This is a genomic window from Streptomyces sp. NPDC018610, assembly GCF_044391765.1.
GTDB lineage: Bacteria > Actinomycetota > Actinomycetes > Streptomycetales > Streptomycetaceae > Streptomyces.
In genome coordinates, this window is the sequence record NZ_JBISAL010000002.1 from 190,606 (window position 1) to 208,935 (window position 18,330).

12 protein-coding genes and 1 tRNA gene are annotated in these 18,330 nt (G+C 71.5%); 6 read left to right on the top strand and 7 right to left on the bottom strand.

The window, feature by feature from the left end; genetic code table 11:
• Positions 1-370: 370 nt before the first annotated feature.
• Both ACH5A8_RS06290 and ACH5A8_RS06295 read right to left on the bottom strand, forming a co-directional pair.
• Positions 371-458: transfer RNA gene (locus ACH5A8_RS06290), tRNA-Leu, on the bottom strand.
• Between the two features lie 234 nt (positions 459-692).
• On the bottom strand, positions 693-1,640 hold the full coding sequence (locus ACH5A8_RS06295) for a beta-ketoacyl-ACP synthase III (protein ID WP_398998562.1): 948 nt from the start codon (positions 1,638-1,640) through the stop codon (positions 693-695).
• A gap of 421 nt (positions 1,641-2,061) precedes the next feature.
• Here ACH5A8_RS06295 and fdhD point away from each other — a divergent pair, with 421 nt between their 5' ends.
• A complete protein-coding gene (gene fdhD, locus ACH5A8_RS06300) occupies positions 2,062-2,910 on the top strand; it encodes a formate dehydrogenase accessory sulfurtransferase FdhD (RefSeq protein ID WP_398998564.1) in 849 nt (282 codons plus the stop codon).
• 129 nt (positions 2,911-3,039) lie between these two features.
• Here the strand turns inward: fdhD and ACH5A8_RS06305 are convergent, their stop codons facing one another.
• On the bottom strand, positions 3,040-3,477 hold the full coding sequence (locus ACH5A8_RS06305; protein ID WP_398998566.1) for a MarR family winged helix-turn-helix transcriptional regulator: 438 nt from the start codon (positions 3,475-3,477) through the stop codon (positions 3,040-3,042).
• A 196-nt stretch (positions 3,478-3,673) separates the two neighbouring features.
• Between ACH5A8_RS06305 and ACH5A8_RS06310 the strand changes: the two genes are divergently transcribed.
• Positions 3,674-4,591, top strand: coding sequence for a zinc-binding alcohol dehydrogenase family protein (locus ACH5A8_RS06310; protein WP_398998568.1), 918 nt, complete (start codon positions 3,674-3,676; stop codon positions 4,589-4,591).
• A gap of 166 nt (positions 4,592-4,757) precedes the next feature.
• Here the strand turns inward: ACH5A8_RS06310 and ACH5A8_RS06315 are convergent, their stop codons facing one another.
• A complete protein-coding gene (locus ACH5A8_RS06315; RefSeq protein ID WP_398998571.1) occupies positions 4,758-5,804 on the bottom strand; it encodes a bile acid:sodium symporter family protein in 1,047 nt (348 codons plus the stop codon).
• Positions 5,805-5,979: 175 nt separating this feature from the next.
• Between ACH5A8_RS06315 and ACH5A8_RS06320 the strand changes: the two genes are divergently transcribed.
• The 3 genes from ACH5A8_RS06320 to ACH5A8_RS06330 all read left to right on the top strand — a co-directional run bounded on the left by ACH5A8_RS06320 (position 5,980) and on the right by ACH5A8_RS06330 (position 10,087).
• Positions 5,980-6,843 (top strand): LysR substrate-binding domain-containing protein, encoded by an 864-nt coding sequence (locus ACH5A8_RS06320; protein WP_398998573.1) that lies wholly within the window; start codon positions 5,980-5,982, stop codon positions 6,841-6,843.
• A gap of 318 nt (positions 6,844-7,161) precedes the next feature.
• The gene (locus tag ACH5A8_RS06325; protein WP_398999752.1) at positions 7,162-8,988 is read left to right on the top strand and encodes an AMP-dependent synthetase/ligase; all 1,827 of its coding nucleotides are present in this window, start codon (positions 7,162-7,164) and stop codon (positions 8,986-8,988) included.
• Positions 8,989-9,250: 262 nt separating this feature from the next.
• Entirely contained in the window at positions 9,251-10,087 is an 837-nt protein-coding gene (locus ACH5A8_RS06330; protein ID WP_398998575.1) for an aldo/keto reductase, read from the top strand.
• A gap of 127 nt (positions 10,088-10,214) precedes the next feature.
• On the opposite strand, the gene ACH5A8_RS06335 is transcribed toward ACH5A8_RS06330, so the two are convergent.
• The 3 genes from ACH5A8_RS06335 to ACH5A8_RS06345 form a co-directional block, all read right to left on the bottom strand.
• Positions 10,215-11,186, bottom strand: coding sequence for a class I SAM-dependent methyltransferase (locus ACH5A8_RS06335; protein WP_398998577.1), 972 nt, complete (start codon positions 11,184-11,186; stop codon positions 10,215-10,217).
• Positions 11,187-11,742: 556 nt separating this feature from the next.
• A complete protein-coding gene (locus ACH5A8_RS06340) occupies positions 11,743-13,551 on the bottom strand; it encodes a glycoside hydrolase family 6 protein (RefSeq protein WP_398998579.1) in 1,809 nt (602 codons plus the stop codon).
• 55 nt (positions 13,552-13,606) lie between these two features.
• Positions 13,607-15,088 (bottom strand): cellulase family glycosylhydrolase, encoded by a 1,482-nt coding sequence (locus tag ACH5A8_RS06345; RefSeq protein ID WP_398998581.1) that lies wholly within the window; start codon positions 15,086-15,088, stop codon positions 13,607-13,609.
• Positions 15,089-15,376: 288 nt separating this feature from the next.
• Here ACH5A8_RS06345 and ACH5A8_RS06350 point away from each other — a divergent pair, with 288 nt between their 5' ends.
• Complete coding sequence (locus tag ACH5A8_RS06350) at positions 15,377-18,298, top strand: glycoside hydrolase family 48 protein (RefSeq protein WP_398998583.1); 2,922 nt, start codon at positions 15,377-15,379, stop codon at positions 18,296-18,298.
• Positions 18,299-18,330 lie beyond the last annotated feature (32 nt).

The window sequence follows — 18,330 nt, forward strand, 5'->3', positions numbered from 1 at the left end:
GTCTGTCCTGTCGTCGACGGTCTCGGCACCCGCCTTGAGCGAAAGGTCCTTGTGAAGCCCACCTTGGCCGCCGGCAGCTCTGGCAGGCACGGACCGGATCTTCAGCCCCTTGTGAGCCGTAGGGGGCAGACCGTCGGCCACATCGGAGTCGACGACCGTCGACGCAGGCCTCGACGAGCCGAGCCGCCGCGGGCCGCACCCCGGCCCACGCAGGCGGAGCCTTCGAACCGATGACTCCGCATCCCCCGGCACCGGGATGATGCCCTGCACACCCAGGGAGAGCGCGGGAAAGAAAAGCACCCGCTTCCGGCCATGAGCCGGAAGCGGGTGCCGATCACCCCTGCCCGAAAACGAGCCTGCGGGGTCATTCTGGTGTCCGAGGGGGGACTTGAACCCCCACGCCCGATAAAGGGCACTAGCACCTCAAGCTAGCGCGTCTGCCATTCCGCCACCCGGACCAGGTGTCTGCCGCCCTGCGGGGTGTTCCCCGCGGCGACATGGACAACAATACCAAGCTTTCGGGGTGCCCTTCACCTGCGTATCCGTCCCGCACGTGACGGCGGGGAGCCAGGGCGTCGCAGCTCAGCGGGGGTGCGCACCGACCGTGGCGGACGCGTCACGTTTCGTCGCGCTCCGGCGTCGTACGGGCCGACCGGGCCGTACGAGCGACGGCGCCGAGGCCTCGTCGCCGCTCACGGACAGCGGACGACCTGTCCGGCGTAGGACAGGTTCCCGCCGAAGCCGAACAGCAGTGCCGGCGCGCCCGTCGTCAGCTCGCCGCGCTCGACCAGCTTGGACAGGGCCAGCGGGATGCTGGCCGCCGACGTGTTGCCGGAATCGGTGACGTCACGGGCGACGACCGCGTTGACGGCGCCGATCTTCCCGGCGAGCGGCTCGACGATGCGCAGGTTCGCCTGGTGCAGGACCACCGCGGCGAGTTCCTCGGGTGCGACGCCCGCCCGTTCGCAGGCCTGCCGGGCCAGCGGCGGCAGTTGCGTGGTGGCCCACCGGTAGACGCTCTGTCCCTCCTGGGCGAACCGCGGGGGCGTGCCCTCGATCCGTACCGCGTGCCCCATCTCCGGCACCGACCCCCACAGGACCGGCCCGATCCCGGCGCTCTCCCCCGGCCGGCAGGCCTCGACCACGGCGGCGCCCGCGCCGTCGCCGACGAGCACACACGTGCTCCGGTCGGTCCAGTCGGCGACGTCGGACATCTTGTCGGCGCCGATGACGAGGGCGCGCGTCGCGGCCCCCGCGCGCACGGTGTGGTCGGCGGTGGCCAGGGCGTGGGTGAAGCCCGCGCACACGACGTTGACGTCCATCGCGGCCGGCGACGGGACGCCCAGGCGGGCGGCGACGCGGGCGGCGGTGTTCGGCGAGCGGTCCACGGCCGTGGAGGTGGCGACCAGGACCAGGTCGATGTCGGCAGGGGTGAGGCCGGCCGCGGCGAGCGCCTTGGCGGCGGCGTGCGCGGCGAGTTCGTCGACCGGTTCGTCGGGCGCGGCGATGTGCCGGGTGCGGATCCCCACCCGGCTGCGGATCCACTCGTCGCTGGTGTCGACCAGGGCCGCGAGGTCGTCGTTGGTCAGCACCTTGGCGGGCTGGTAGTGGCCGACGGCGCTGATGCGCGAGCCGTTCATGAGTGGTCCCCCTCGTTGCCGTGGGTAGCGGGACCTCAGTCTGTTCAGTGACTCGCGAGTACGGCGGCAGGTGAAGTCACAGGAAACACGTGCCCGGCTTGTCGGCTCCCGTCAGAGGAGCGGCGCGGTGCCAGGGCGGCGGCTCGGCGCCGCGCTTACGGGTGATCGGCGTTCGACCGGTGTCGGGCGGGTACGTGGGAGGGGGCGGCGCGGACCGGTGCGGCCACGGGGGCGCGCCCCTCACGCCGGGGGGTCGTGTCCCCGGTCGCGTGGGTCCACGCACGGCGCGCACACCCCACCCGTCCACTACGACGAGATCACCGAGGTCACCTCGCCGCACGCCGGGCCGGTGACTCGTGGCAACCTCTGCACAAGGGCCGTCATGGCCGCCAGTACGCACGGAACCGGGGCTGATCAGGACATGGGACGAGTGACGGAACGACGCAAGGTCATCCGGATCCGGGACGGCGCGGTCTCCGCCCGGCCCGATACGCTCGTCGCCGAGGAGCCGCTGGAGATCCGGCTGAACGGCAAACCGCTCGCCATCACCATGCGCACCCCGGGCGACGACTTCGCGCTGGCGGCCGGCTTCCTGGTCAGCGAGGGGGTGCTGGCCGAGGCGTCGGACCTGCTGAACATCGTGTACTGCGCGGGAGCCGGGGTGGACGGTTCGAATACTTACAACGTGGTGGACGTGCGCACCGCCCCGGGCGTCGCCCTGCCGGACATCACTCTGGAGCGCAACGTCTACACCACCTCCTCGTGCGGCCTGTGCGGCAAGGCCAGCCTGGACGCCGTCCGTACGACGGCCCGCTGGCCGATCGCGGACACGCCTGCGCTCCGCGTCGATCCGGAACTGCTCGCGGACCTGCCCGACCGGTTGCGCGCGGCCCAGCGGGTCTTCGACCGGACCGGCGGGCTGCACGCGGCGGCCCTGTTCACCGAGGACGGCGAGCTGCTGGACATACGGGAGGACGTGGGCCGGCACAACGCGGTCGACAAGCTGGTCGGCCGCGCCCTGCAGAGCGGCGATCTGCCGTTGTCCCGCACGATCCTGCTGGTCTCCGGCCGGGCCTCCTTCGAGCTGGCCCAGAAGGCCGTGATGGCGGGCATCCCGGTGCTGGCGGCGGTCTCGGCGCCGTCCTCCCTGGCCGTGGACCTGGCCTCGGAGACCGGGCTGACCCTGGTGGGCTTCCTGCGGGGCAGGTCCATGAACGTGTACGCGGGCGAGGACCGCGTCGTCCTGCGGACGGCGACGCCTCAGGGCTGAGGGACGCGGACGCCTCGCGGCCGAGGAAGCCCATGGGGGCTCACGTCTCGTGACGGACCCCTCACGGCCGACGGGCGGCGGTCCGGCCGGGAGCGGACGTATCGGGCACCGGCAGCCGCCGCCGACGCGTCACCCCCGCGTGCCGGAGACCCGGACCAGCAGTTCCACGAACCGCTCCCGTTCGGACGGTGACAGCGGCTCCAGCAGCGTGTCGTTGGCCTCGCGGGCCGCGCGCTCGCAGCGCGTCAGCAGCCGCCCGCCCTCGGCGGTGAGGGAGACCGCGTTCTTGCGCCGGTCCCGCGGGTCGGGCTCGCGCAGGACCAGGCCGGCGGCCTGGAGGTCGTTGAGGACGCCGACGAGATCCTTGGGGTCCAGTCCGACGCCGCGGCCGAGGTCGGCCTGCGCGACGGGGGCCAGGTCGCGGACGGCGGAGAGCACCACGTGGTGCCACATCTTCAGGCCCTGCTCCGCCAGCGCCGCGGCGACCAGGGCGCGGCCCCGGTCGGCGGCCCGGCCGAGGAGCCAGCTGGGCAGGGAACGGATCTCGGCGAGGGGGGCTTCGGCCATGGCGGCAGCCTATCCAAAAAGTCATTGGACTTCCCCATGAAATCGGCGCTACGGTAAGACTCGTTGGGTCTCCCAATGAATTGGGGGGCACGCTCGCCCCGTACCGAGTGGATCGGAGCCCTGCGCACCGACAGCGCTGACAGCACCGTCAGCACTGGCCTGAGTTTTCGAGAATCCTGGGGGTCGAATGCGTGTCATGCGACGCGTCCGGTACGAGCACACCGGTGGTCCGCTGTTCGTGGAGGAGGCGCCCGTGCCCGAGCCGGGTCCGGGCGAGCTCCTGGTGCGCTGCGAGGCCGTCGGCGTCACCCTGCCCGTCGTCCGCAAGGTCACCGAGGCCGCCGAGCCGATCGCGCTGGGCGGTGAGATCGCCGGCGAGGTCACGGCCGTCGGGGCGGGCGTCACCCGCTTCCGGGCCGGCGACCGGGTGACCGGGCTGTGCTTCGGGCACGGCTACGCCGACTTCGCCCCGCTGCACGAGGCGATGGCCTCGCCCGTCCCCGACGGGGTGTCGGCCGTCGACGCGGTCGCCCTGGTCCGCAGCGGGCTCGTCGCCCTCGGGGCGCTGGAAGCCGCCCGGCCCGCGCCGGGCGAGGCGGTGCTCGTGACGGCCGCGGCGAGCGGCGTCGGTCACCTCGCGGTGCAGCTCGCGCGCGTCCGGGACGCGGGCCGGGTGGTGGGCGCGGTGTCGTGCGCGGCCAAGACCGGCTTCGTACGGTCCCTGGGCGCCGACGAGGTGTTCCGCTACGACGACGGCGACTGGGGCGAGCCGGTCGACTACGTCCTGGACGCGGTCGGCGGCGACCTCCTCACCCCGGCCCTCGCCGCCCTCGCCCCCGGCGGACGGCTGGTGGCGTACAGCTCGGGCGGCGGGACGGTACAGGCGTACGACCTGCTCGTCGGCGCCAAGTCGGTGATCGGCTTCCAGATGGCCCGTATCGCGCGGGGCGAGCCGGAGCGCTATGAGCGGTGGCGGCGGGAGCTGTGGCGGCTGTTCGGCGAGGGCGCGGTGCGGCCCGCCGTGCACGGGGAGTTCGCGTTGGAGGACGTGGCGAAGGCACATGCGGTGATCGAGTCGCGCGGCAACCTCGGCAAGGTGGTCCTGCGCCCCTGACGCGGCGAGGGGCTGACGCGCGCCGACGTCAGCGGGGGCACGGCCCTGTGCCGACGCCAGCGGGGCCAGCGCCCGTGCCGACGTCAGCGGGGGCAGCGCCCCGTATCCACGTCAGCGGGACACGGCCCCGGGCCGACGTCAGCGGGAACACGGCCCCGTGCCGCCGTCAGCGGGAGCGCGACCCCGTGCCGACCGCCGTCCGTGACTCCGCGGTCGGCGGGGCGGCTGCGGGCTCCTCACGGGCCTCCGGGTCGTGCGCCCGGCGCTTGGCGATGACCGCGCACACCATGAGCTGCATCTGGTGGAAGAGCATCAGCGGCAGCACGGCGAGGGAGGCGTGCACGCCGAACAGGACGCTCGCCATGGGCAGCCCCGAGGCCAGCGACTTCTTCGAACCGGCGAACTGGATGGCGATACGGTCCGCCCGGCCGAAGCGCAGCGCCTTGGCGCCGTACCAGGTCAGGGCGAGCATCACGGCGAGCAGTACGGCCTCCACGGCGAGCAGTCCGCCGAGGCGCGCGGCGCTGACCTGGTGCCATATGCCCCGCACCATGCCTTCGCTGAACGCGGTGTAGACGACGAGCAGGATGGAGCCGCGGTCGACCAGCCCGAGAACCTTCTTGTGCCGGGCGACGAAGCCGCCCACCCATGGCCGCAGCAGCTGTCCGGCGACGAACGGCACGAGCAGCTGCAGCACGATCGTGACCAGGGAGTGCGCGGAGAAGCCCCCGCCGCCGCTGCCCAGGAGGGCGGCGGCGAGCAGCGGGGTCAGCACGATGCCGACCAGCGAGGAGAAGGAGCCGGCGCAGATCGCGGCGGGCACGTTGCCCCGCGCGATGGAGGTGAAGGCGATCGACGACTGGATGGTGGAGGGGACCAGGGTGAGGAAGAGCAGTCCCTGGTAGAGCGGCTGGTCGAGCAGGACGGGGACCAGGCCGCGGGCGGCGATGCCGAGCAGCGGGAAGACCACGAAGGTGCAGGCCAGCACCGTGACGTGCAGCCGCCAGTGTCTGAGCCCGTCCAGTGCTTCGCGGGTGGAGAGGCGGGCGCCGTAGAGGAAGAACAGGAAGGCGATCGCGGCCGTGGAGGCGCCGGAGGCGACATCGGCGCCCGGGCCGCGGGCCGGCAGCAGCGCGGCCAGGCCCACGGTGCCGATCAGCAGCACGATGTACGGGTCGACCGGCATCCAGCTCGGCCAGCGCAGGCGTTTCACGGGGCTCCACTTGCTCGTGCTCTTCGGCGGTCCGGGGGCGTACGCCCGTCCGCGCCCGTGGGGTCACGGGACCGACGGGTTCCCGCTCCCATGGTCCTCTCACCGCGGCCATCGGGAAACCGTGCCACCGTTCTGACTGTCATCGTGTTCCGTGATAGGCGCGTAGACTCGCGGTGTGTACGACCCGGCCCAGTTGCGCAGTTTCCTCGCCGTCGCCCAGACGCTCGGCTTCACGCGGGCTGCGCGGCGGCTGGGGCTGCGGCAGTCGACGGTGAGCCAGCACGTACGCCGTCTGGAGGAGGCCACCGGGCGGCCGCTGTTCACCCGCGACACCCACTCGGTGGAACTGACCGAGGACGGCGAGGCCATGCTGGGTTTCGCGCGGCGGATCCTGGAGGTGCACGAGCAGGCGACGGCGTTCTTCACCGGCACCCGGGTGCGGGGCCGGCTGCGGTTCGGCGCGTCCGAGGACTTCGTGCTGACCCGGCTGCCGGAGATCCTGGAGGGCTTCCGCTACGAGCACCCCGAGGTCGATCTCGAACTGACGGTCGAGCTGTCGGGCACGCTCCACGAGCAGCTGGCCGCAGGGAAGCTCGACCTGGTGCTGGCCAAGCGGCGCCCACAGGATCCGCGCGGCGAACCCGTGCGGCAGGACCGGCTGGTGTGGATCGGCGCGGAGCGGCTGCGCCTGGACCCGGACCGCCCGGTGCCGTTGATCGTCTATCCGCCGCCGGGGATCAGCCGGGCGCTCGCCTTCGAGGCGCTGGAGCGGCAGGGGCGGCCGTGGCGCGTGGCGTGCACCAGCGGCAGTCTCAACGGGCTGATCGCCGCCGCCCGCGCGGGCCTCGGCGTGATGGCCCACTCACGCGGCCTGATCCCGCCGGGCCTGGTCCAGGTGCCGGAGCGGGCCGGCCTGCCCGAACTGGGGCAGGTCGACTTCGTCCTGGTGCACGGCCGTCACCGCCCCTCCGCCCAGCCCGCCGCCGACGCCCTGGCCACCGCCATCCTCACGGGCGGCGCCCGCCTGAACCCCCGGTGAGAAGGGCGTCCGGGTTCCGGCCGCGCGGCGCTCGCGACGGGTGCGCCCGACGTGAGGGCGGCGTCTCGCCTCGTACAGATTCGGTGGAGATTACGGCAGCGAAACTTACCGAACCGTAGGAATTTCTGTCCGGCCGCGCCCGTTGTGCGCACATTTTCCGGCGGTGACCTGTGTGTATGTGAGCACTGCTCGCCTTCGGACCCCCTCCCGCCGGGTGGTCCCGTGGGGTAGCTTTCACCGCGCTGTGCGGGGCGTCACAGGCTTCCGGAGGCAATGGCGCCTCGGGACGGACCGAAGACCGAGGAGCGGGAGCGGGGTTTGCGCGAGTTCACCACCCCTCCGTCCACGTCGGCACCGCCGGTGGGCGGGCTGGCCGACGTCGTGTTCCAGTACGCCCAGGACGACCCGCCGCACATCGCCCTCGGCCGCAAGGACGAGGACGGGACGTGGCGGGACGTGACCTCGGCGGAGTTCCGCGACGAGGTGCTCGCCCTGGCCAAGGGGCTGCTCGCCGAGGGAGTCCGGTTCGGCGACCGGGTCGCGATCATGTCCCGCACCCGCTACGAGTGGACGCTGTTCGACTTCGCGCTGTGGACCATCGGCGCCCAGGTGGTGCCGATCTACCCCACCTCCTCGGCCGAGCAGTGCTTCTGGACGCTGTACGACGCGGAGGTGTCGGCGGCGGTCGTGGAGCACGAGGACCACGCCATGACCATCGCCACCGTCATCGGCCGACTGCCGAACCTGCGCCGGCTCTGGCAGCTGGACGCGGGCGCCGTCTCCGAGCTGTACGACGCGGGCGCGCACATCGATGACGACGTGGTGCACCGGCACCGCGAGGCGGTCACCCCGGACTCGGTCGCGACGGTCATCTACACCTCCGGCACCACCGGACGCCCCAAGGGCTGCGTCCTGACCCACGGCAACTTCATGTTCGAGGCGGACACCGTCCTCGGCCGCTGGGAGCCGGTGTTCCACTCCAAGAAGGGCGACGAGGCGTCGACCCTGCTGTTCCTGCCGCTCGCCCACGTCTTCGGGCGGATGGTGGAGGTGGCCGCCGTCCGCGGCCGGGTGCGCCTCGGCCACCAGCCGCAGCTGCACGCCGCCGCGCTGCTGCCCGACCTCCAGGCGTTCCGGCCGACGTTCATCCTGGCGGTGCCGTACATCTTCGAGAAGGTGTTCAACGCGGCCCGCCGCAAGGCGGAGCGGGAGGGCCGCGACGGGCCCTTCGAGAAGGCCGTCGAGGTCGCCGTGAAGTACGCGGACGCGATCGAGGCGAAGGCGTGGGGCATCGGACCCGGCCCGTCGGCCGCCCTGCGCGTGCAGCACCAGTTCTTCGACAAGGTCGTGTACGCCAAGGTGCGTGCGGCGATGGGCGGCCGGATCCGCAACGCGATGTCCGGCGGCTCGGGCATGGACCGCCGGCTCGGCCTGTTCTTCGCGGGCGCCGGCGTGCAGATCTACGAGGGTTACGGGCTGACCGAGTCCACCGCCGCCGCGACCGCCAACCCGCCCGAGCGCACCCGGTACGGCACGGTCGGCCAGGCGATCCCGGGTGTGAGCGTGCACATCGCCGACGACGGAGAGGTGTGGCTGCGCGGCGGCAACGTCTTCCAGGGCTACCTGAACAACCAGAAGGCCACCGACGCGACGCTGCACGACGGCTGGCTGGCCACCGGCGATCTGGGCTCCCTGGACGAGGACGGCTACCTCACCATCACCGGCCGCAAGAAGGAGATCCTGGTGACCTCCGGCGGCAAGAGCGTGGCGCCGGGCGTGCTGGAGGAGCGGGTGCGCGACCATCCCCTGGTCTCCCAGTGCATCGTCGTCGGGAACGACCGCCCCTACGTCGCCGCCCTGGTCACCCTCGACCAGGAGGCGGTCGAGCACTGGCTGCAGATGCGCAACAAGCCGAAGCAGACCCTCGCCCGGCTGGTGCGCGACCCCGATCTGGAGACCGAGGTGCGGCGCGCGGTGGTCGCCGCCAACACCCTGGTCTCCCAGGCCGAGTCGATCCGCACCTTCCGCATCCTCGCCCAGCCGTTCACCGAGGAACACGGCCTGCTCACCCCGTCCCTGAAGCTGAAGCGCAGGGCGATCGAGAACGCGTACGCCGACGAGGTCGAGGCGCTGTACCGGGCATGAGACCGGCCGGAGCGGGCAAGGGACCCGCGCGGGCCCGGACGCGGAGCCGGGCGTCGGACCCCGGGGATCGACGCCCGGGGCTCAGGGCTCGGTGCCGGAACGCGCCGGGGCCCTGACACCGACCCGGAGACGAGTCCGGTCGGCCGGCCGGGCGCGGGCCGACGGCGGGTTCCGGACGGATCCGGCGGTCAGGAATGCGACGGGGCCCGTGATCGTTGACGATGTGAGTACCACCTGACGACAACCGAAGGATCAAGAGCTCGTGAGCAGCAAGGTCCCCCCGATCATCCTCAACAACGGCGTCGAGATGCCCCAGCTGGGCTTCGGCGTCTGGCAGGTGCCGGACGACGAGGCGGAGCGCGCCGTCGCCACCGCCCTTGAGGCCGGGTACCGCAGCATCGACACAGCGGCGATCTACGGCAACGAGGAGGGCACCGGCAAGGCGATCGCCGCCTCCGGCCTCCCGCGCGAGGAGGTCTTCGTCACCACCAAGCTGTGGAACAGCGATCAGGGGTACGACGCCACCCTGCGCGCGTTCGACACCTCCCTGGCCAAGCTGGGCCTGGAGTACGTGGACCTCTACCTGATCCACTGGCCGCTGCCGGCCAGGGGCACCTATGTCGACACGTACAAGGCGTTCGAGAAGCTGTACGCCGACGGCCGGGTCCGTGCGATCGGCGTCTCCAACTTCCTGCCGGAGTACCTGACGCACCTGATCTCCGAGACCTCGGTGGTCCCGGCGGTCAACCAGATCGAGCTGCACCCGCACCTGCAGCAGCACGCCGCCCGCGAGCTGCACGCGGAGCAGGGCATCGCCACCGAGGCCTGGTCGCCGCTCGGCCAGGGCAAGGGCCTGCTGGAGGTGCCGGCGATCGTGGCGATCGCGCGCAAGCACGGCCGCACCCCGGCCCAGGTCGTGCTGCGCTGGCACATCCAGCTCGGCAACGTCGTGATCCCCAAGTCGGTGACGCCGTCCCGGATCGAGGAGAACATCGCGGTGTTCGACTTCAGCCTGGACGAGGAGGACCTCGCGGCGATCAGCGCGCTGAACGAGGACCGGCGCCTCGGCCCGGACCCGGCCACCTTCGACGTGGGCTGACGGGCAGGACGACGGGACGGGCCCGGACCGCGCGAGTCGCTCGCGGTCCGGGCCCGTCCCGTCCTCGCGTCCCCGTGTCCCGTCGTCCCGTGTCCCCGGTGCCCCGTGTCCCCGGTGGCCGGTCGGTTCAGGAGGGGCGGACCGCCGTGTGGACGGTGTGGGCCTTCAGGACGAAGACGTCGTTCCTGCGGTGCACGCTCGCCCCGTCCTCCGGGTCGAGGAGCCGTTCGAGAGTGGCGCGGTCCTCGGCCGAGAGGTCCTCGCGCATCCCGTCGTACAGGCGGGTGAGGGTGGCGGCGACGTAGGCGCGGACCGGGTCGGAGACGGGGGCGGGCAGGTCGAGCAGGAAGCTGCGGGTGCCGGTGGGCTTCAGCCCGGCGGCCGCCATGAGTGCCAGCCAGTCCTCGGCCTCGGCGACGGAGCCGGGCAGTTCCTCGCGCATGCGGTGGAACGAGCCGGCCTCGATCGCGTCCATACGGGCCTGCAGGCCGGGGCGGCCGATGCCGATGTCCCGGGGCAGGAAGCGGGCGGGCAGGCCGCCCTCCAGCAGGGCGAGGGTCCCGCCGGGCGCGAGGTGCCCGGCGAAGGCCGCCACGGCGGCGCGCTGGTCGCCGAGGTGGTGCAGGCTGTTGCTCGCCCACAACAGGTCGGCCGGGTACTCCAACTGGGCCAGTGCTTCGGGGAGTTCGCCGTGGACGGTGGTGAGGCGACCAGTGTGGCCCAGCCGGTCGGCGCGGGCGCGGGCGCGCTCCAGGAGCGGCTTTGAGCTGTCCACCGCGACGACCCTGGAGGCCGGAAAGGCCTCGGCGAACTGGCAGGTGACGACCCCGGGTCCGCTGCCCGCGTCGACGATCAGACCGGGCTCTCCGGCGACCTCCCGGGCCAGCCAGGCCATGACCTGCTCATACAGGGGTGCGAAAAGTTCCGCCTGGGACTCCAGCAGCGGGGCCAGGACGGCCCAGTCGAGGTCGGCGCCGCCGTGATGGGCGTGGGTGTGGCCGCCATGGTCCTTGTCGTGGCCGTGAGGGTCGTGGCCGTGACGGACGTGGTCGTGCCCGTCGTCGTGCGGGCCGTGGTGGCCCCGGTGTTCCTGCGCCATGTCGGTCAGCCTCTCCTGTGGATGACGCCAGCGTGCGCCGACGCACCGCGCGGAGGCCACTCGCGTTGCCGGGACGGCAAAAAACAGGTGAGGGATTTCCACAGGGTCCCGTCCAGGTGTGAGCCCGTCCGGAAACGGGCGGGCTCACACCTGGACGGGACCCTGCGGCTCGAACCGTACGGCGAGGAGGGTGTGTCCGGGCCCGGGACCGCCCCCAAGCCGGTCGGGGCCTCGGCACGCCCGCTCGCCTCGCCACCGGCCGTCCCGGTGACGTGTGTCCGTGTCACTCGTCTCCGGTGCACGCCGCCCAGCCGCACCGCGGCACGCGCCCCGGTACCGGGGTGGTGCGGCCGCCGCCGCACCTGACGGTGCCGTACGAACCGGAGCGCCCGGACGGCGACTTGCCCGTGCGTCGAGAGGGCGATCCACCGGGGCCGGGGGCCCACGAGAACCGACTGGCCCATGAGGGCCGACCGGCCCGGACGACCGGTCGGCTGGGCCGGCCCGGACCCGACCGGCCCGGGCCGCCCCGGAGGATCACCCCCGCGTCACCGCCCTACGGCAGGGGCGGGTACGCGTTCTTCATCAGCTCCTGGAACTGCGCGGAGAACCAGTGGCCGGCCACCGGAGCGTTCGCGAGCGCTCCCGTGGGGCTGTTGCCGTTGCGCGCGTTGCCGCCGTACGTCGGGTCGCACATCCGGTCGAAGCCCTTGCCCTCGTCGTTGGCGATGGCCGAGCTGGACCCGTCGGACTGGCCCGGGGGCTTCACCCAGACGTAGGCGTCGATCCCGGCGGCGGGAGCCGCGGTCGGCCGTTCGCCGAGGCCCGCGCCGCTCTGGTTGCACCAGTTGCCGGTGTGGATGCGGCGGTCGATGCGGCCGCCGTTGACGTAGGCGTCCACCGAGGTCAGCGGGCCGGCCCCGGTGGGCCGGGCGGAGCCGCCCCAGCCGTTGCGGGAGGTGTCGATCAACATGCCGAGGTTGGAGTTGAAGCCCGCCGCGACGAGCTTGTCGCGCAGCCCCTGCGCGAAGGACTGCTCGTCCACGTACTGGTTCCAGTCCACCCACTTGGACTGGCGCACGGTCTGCCCGTTGACGCTGTCGGTGACCTTGAAGTAGGGCTCCTTGGTGGCACCGTAGTTGGCCGTGTTGACGATGAAGCCGGCCACGTCGTTCACGCTCGCGCCGTTGCTGGTCGCGACCTTGTGGAACTCCTGGACCGACGGGTCGAGGTTGGTGTCCCAGCCCAGCCAGCCGTGGTGGCCGGCGTCGATGTAGTTGTAGACGTTCGGGATCGCGCCGAGCTTGTCCAGGGCGTAGCTGACACCCTTCTCGTAGTTGCCGTTGGCCTTCATGGTCACGCAGGCGTCGGTGGTGGTGTTGGTGCCGCCTGCGTTGGTGACCAGGTTGGGCAGCGAGTCCGGCTCGATGACGGTGGCGATGCGCAGGCCCGCGTACTTGGAGTCGGCCAGGATCGAGGCGATCGGGTCGATGTACTGGGTCTGGTACTTGGCGAGGTCGGTGGCCGCGATCTCGCCGTTGGAGGCGAGGGCGGAGCAGTCACGGCCGGGCAGGTCGTAGATGACCAGCTGGACGACGAGGTCGCCGGAGCCCTTCTGCTTGAGGGCCTCGTCGAGGTGGGCGCGCAGGCCCATGCCGCCGTTGACGCCGTTGATGGCGGCGATCCGGTCCAGCCAGACGGCGGTGGGCTGGTTGGAGATGCGGCTGCCGCCCGGCTCGGCGGCGGCCAGCTTGGACCACTCCGGGTCCACGTAGACCTTGGCACCGACGTACGGGTTGTCGACCCTGCCGCTCGGGTCGGTGCCGCCGCCTCCGGTGCTGCCGCCGGTCCCGCCGGTCCCGCCGGTGTCACCGCCGGTGCCGCCCGTGCCACCGGTGCCGCCGGTGTCCCCGCCCGTCCCTCCGGTCCCGCCGCCCGTGCCGCCGCCGTTGTCGACGTTGCAGGTCACGCCGTCGAGGGTGAAGGCGGCCGGGACCGCGTTGGTGCCGCTGTAGGTGCCCTGGAAGCCGAAGCTGGCCGAACCGCCCGTGCCGAGCGATCCGTTGTAGCTCTCGTTGGCGGCGGTGACGTTCGCCCCGGACTGGGTGATCTTGGCGTTCCAGCCGCTGGTGACCTTCTGGTTGCCGGCGTACGTCCACTTCAGCGTCCACGAGGACTTGGCGGCGCCGTTGTTGGTGACGGTGACGTCGGCGGTGAAGCCGGTGCTCCACTGGTTCAGCTTGTAGTCGACGGTGCAGGGCGCGGCCGTGGCGCCCGCGGTGGCGGGTACGGCGGTGAGCGCCATGCCCGTGCCCCCGGCGACGAGGGTCAGGGCGGCGAGCATCGCTGTTCTGGTGCGGCTCATGAGTGGGGAATTCCTCCTGTTGAAAGGGGTGTGCGGGACTTCCGGAAGAGGGGAGTCACGGGTTGAGGGCGCGCAGGTGGTCGCGCAGCCCGGCGCCGTACGCGGTGGGTGTGCCGTCGTAGGCGGAGATCAGGGAGGGGCCGGAGGAACAGTCCCAGGTGTTCCAGGTCCAGCCGAGGTAGGACAGGTCGTGGTCGTCGAACCACTTCATGACCTGGTCGGTGAAGCCGTGCGAGCAGGTGTTCTCGCCGATCTCCCCCGCCACCAGCGGCACCTGGGCGGCGACCGGGGCGAGCGTGGAGTTCCAGCAGCTCTCACTGGCGCAGGTGTTGAAGTTGTACACGTGGTAGGCGGCGACGAGATTGCCCGCCGGGTCGGTGGGCCGGTACGTCAGCCACTGGCTGAGGTCGTTGGAGTAGGCGAGCCCGCCGGCCAGGATGAGGTTGCGGGCGCCGGTGGCCCGGACGGTGTCGACGAGATCCTGCATGCCGGCGACCTCGTAGCCGATGCCCGGGCAGGTGCCGCCGTCGCGCCAGCACTTCCACGCGTCGGCGGTGCTGGACGTGGCCCGGTCCGGATACGGCTCGTTGAACAGGTCGAACGCGACGGCCTGGTCGCCCTTGAAGGTGTCGGCGACCGAGGACCAGAACGCCGGCGTGTACTGGGCGTCGGGCATGGGTTTCTGGCAGGTGGCGTGCACGTCGGAGCAGCCCGCCGAGTTGCCGGTGTACTGGCCCCAGGTCCAGTGCAGGTCGATGACCGGGGTCATGCCGTGCGCCTCGATCCGGGTCACCAGGTCCTTGACGGCGCCGACGTAGTTCGCGCCCGCGTATTCGGGTTCGATGTTGGAAAGACCCAGCCAGCACTCCTCGTTGACGGGGATACGGACGGTGTTCGCCTTCCAGTCGGCGATCGCCTGGATCGCCGCGTCGTCCACGGGGCCGTCGAAGAAGCCGTAGCCCTGGACGCACATGAACTCTCCGCCGGAGCGGTTCACGCCGAGCAGCCGGCGGTCCTTGCCGTCGGCGTCGACGATCCTGTCGCCCGCGACGTGCAGGGCGGGCGCCTTGCCTCCGCCGCCGCCGGTGGGCGGCGGGTCGGTCGGAGGCGTGGTGGGCTCCGAATCGACGTTGCACGTGGTGCCGTTGAGCTTGAACGTCGTGGGCACGGCCGTGTTCCCGGCCCCCGAGGCGAGGAACCCGGCGCTGACGCTCGCACCCGTGCCGAGCGCCCCGTTGTAGCTCTCGTTGACCGCGGTCACCGCGGTGCCGGACTGGGACCACTTGGCGTTCCAGCCCTGGGTGACCTCCTGGCCACCGGCGAAGTCGAAGGTGAGACTCCAACCGGTGAGCGCCGCACGGTTGTTGGTGATCTGGACGGCGCCCTGGAAGCCGGTGCCCCACTGGTTGGCGACGGAGTACGCCACCGTGCAGGCGGGTGTGGCTCCCTGAGCCGTGACGGCCGGTACGACCACGCTCCCGAGGAGCGCGACCGCTCCGGCGACGGCCAGGGGTAAGGGACGCGGGGGGTGTCGCATGAGCGACTCCTTGCAGATCTGGCGCGCCGGGGCCGGCGCGTCGACTGATGGAATCGCTCCCACTGGTGCGAGTGAAGGTAGCGGCAAGTTCGGATGAAGAACAGAGGGGCCACAGACTTTCGACCGACTTTTCCACGACCGGGCCGGTCGGAGGGGTGCCGAATCTTTTCGGTTCTTCAAGTACTTGACCGTGCCCTGACACATACGCACTATGGGAGCGCTCCCACTGGTCAGGGCTTGTTGCTCCTCCCCCACACCTCTTTCCGAGCCGCAAGGAGGGACCAGCACATGTATCCCGCACACAGACCCGGACGCCGGACGGCCCGGCGGCTGTGGACCGCCGTTGTGGCGGCCCTGGCACTCCCCACGACCATGCTGGCCACCGGTTCGGGCACGGCGCACGCGGCAGGACTCGCGTGCAGCGTGGACTACAAGACCAACGACTGGGGCTCCGGCTTCACCGCGGACCTGACGATCACCAACCGCGGCACGGACTCCGTCAACGGCTGGACCCTCGCCTACGGCTACTCGGGCAACCAGAAGCTGACCAACGGCTGGAACGGCAGCTGGTCGCAGTCCGGACAGTCGGTCACCGTGAAGAACGCCTCGTACAACGGGACGATCGCCGCCGGGGCCGCCGTCAGCACCGGCGCCCAGTTCACCTACAGCGGCACCAACACCGCGCCGACGAGCTTCACGGTCAACGGCACCACCTGCGCGGGCGCGCACCAGCCGCCGATCACCGTGCTGACCAGCCCGGCCCCGGGCGCCACCTACTCGCAGGGCGACGCGGTGCCGCTCGCGGCGACCGCGGCGGCGGCCGACGGCGCCAAGATCACCAAGGTCGAGTTCTACGACGACACGACCCTGCTGGGCACGGACACCACCGCCCCGTACACCCTCTCGGCCTCCGCGCTCAGCGTGGGCAGCCACTCCCTGCTGGCGAAGGCCTACGACAGCCTCGGCGCGTCCGCGGAGTCCACACCGGTCGGCGTCACCGTCGCCTCGGGCCCCGCCGTGGTGGCATCACCGGCCCAACTCGGCGTTCAGCAAGGCAAGTCGGGCACCTTCGACGTGAAGCTGTCGACGCAGCCGAGCGCGAACGTGACCGTGAGCGTCGCCCGCACGGACGGCAACACCGGGCTGTCGGTGACCGGCGGTTCCTCGCTCACCTTCACCCCGGCGAACTGGAACACCGCGCAGAAGGTGACCGTCACGGCCGACTCCTCCGGGACCGGCGCGGCGACCTTCACCGCCTCGGCCGCCGGCCACGCCAAGGCCACGGTCACCGTGACCGAGCTGGCCGCCGCCAACGCCTACGACGCGCGGTTCCTGGACCTCTACGGGAAGATCACCAACCCGGCCAACGGCTACTTCTCGCCCGAGGGCATCCCCTACCACTCGGTGGAGACACTGATCGTGGAGGCGCCCGACTACGGCCACGAGACCACGTCGGAGGCCTACAGCTACCTCATCTGGCTGCAGGCGATGTACGGCAAGGTGACGGGCGACTGGTCCAAGTTCAACGGCGCCTGGGAGATCATGGAGAAGTACATGATCCCCACCCACGCCGACCAGCCGACCAACTCCTTCTACAACGCCTCCAAGCCGGCCACCTACGCGCCCGAGGCGGACACCCCGAACGAGTACCCCGCCAAGCTGGACACCTCCGTGTCCGTGGGCACGGACCCGATCGCGGGCGAGCTGAAGTCCGCGTACGGCACGGACGACGTCTACGGCATGCACTGGATCCAGGACGTCGACAACGTCTACGGCTACGGCGACGAGCCCGGCAAGTGCGAGGCCGGCCCGACGGCCACCGGCCCCTCCTACATCAACACCTTCCAGCGCGGACCTCAGGAGTCGGTCTGGGAGACGGTCCCGCAGCCGACCTGCGACGCCTTCAAGTACGGCGGCAGGAACGGCTATCTGGACCTGTTCACCGGCGACTCCTCCTACGCCAGGCAGTGGAAGTACACCGACGCCCCGGACGCCGACGCACGCGCCGTGCAGGCCGCGTACTGGGCCGATGTGTGGGCCAAGGAGCAGGGCAAGGGCGGTGACGTCTCCGCGACCGTGGGCAAGGCCGCGAAGATGGGCGACTACCTGCGCTACGCGATGTACGACAAGTACTTCAAGAAGATCGGCAACTGCACCGGTCCGTCGACCTGCGCGGCCGGCACCGGCAAGGACGCCTCCCACTACCTGCTGTCCTGGTACTACGCCTGGGGCGGCGCCACCGACACCAGCGCGGGCTGGGCCTGGCGCATCGGCTCCAGCCACGTCCACGGCGGCTACCAGAACCCGCTGGCCGCGTACGCGCTCAGCTCCTACGCCGACCTCAAGCCCAAGTCGGCGACGGGCGCGACCGACTGGAGCAAGTCGCTCCAGCGGCAGCTGGAGTTCTACCAGTGGCTCCAGTCCTCCGAGGGCGCCATCGCGGGCGGCGCGACCAACAGCTGGCAGGGTCGCTACGCCACCCCGCCGGCCGGCACGCCGACCTTCTACGGCATGTACTACGACGAGGCGCCCGTCTACCACGACCCGCCGTCCAACCAGTGGTTCGGCTTCCAGGCCTGGTCGATGGAGCGCGTCGCCGAGTACTACCAGCAGACCGGTGACATCAAGGCGAAGACCGTCCTCGACAAGTGGGTCAAGTGGGCGCTGGCCAACACCACGGTCAACCCGGACGGCACCTTCCTGATCCCCTCCACGCTCAAGTGGTCCGGCAAGCCGGACACCTGGAACGCCTCCTCGCCCGGCGCCAACAGTTCCCTGCACGTCACCATCGCCGACTACACGAACGACGTGGGCGTGGCCGCCGCGTACGCCAAGACCCTGACGTACTACGCCGCCAAGTCCGGTGACGCCAAGGCCAAGTCGACGGCGAAGGCGCTGCTGGACGGCATGTGGGACAACGACCAGGACAGCCTGGGCGTCGCCGTCCCGGAGACCCGCACCGACTACAGCCGGTTCGGCGACAGCGTGTACGTGCCCAGCGGCTGGACGGGCACGATGCCGAACGGCGACAAGATCGACTCGTCGTCCACGTTCTCCTCGCTCCGGTCCTTCTACAAGAACGACCCGGCCTGGTCGAAGATCGAGGCCTATCTGAAGGGCGGGGCCGCTCCCACCTTCACGTACCACCGGTTCTGGGCCCAGGCGGACATAGCCCTCGCCATGGGTTCGTACGCGGAGCTCCTCGAATAAGTCCCCGCTAAGGCTCCGCGTACCGCGCGCCG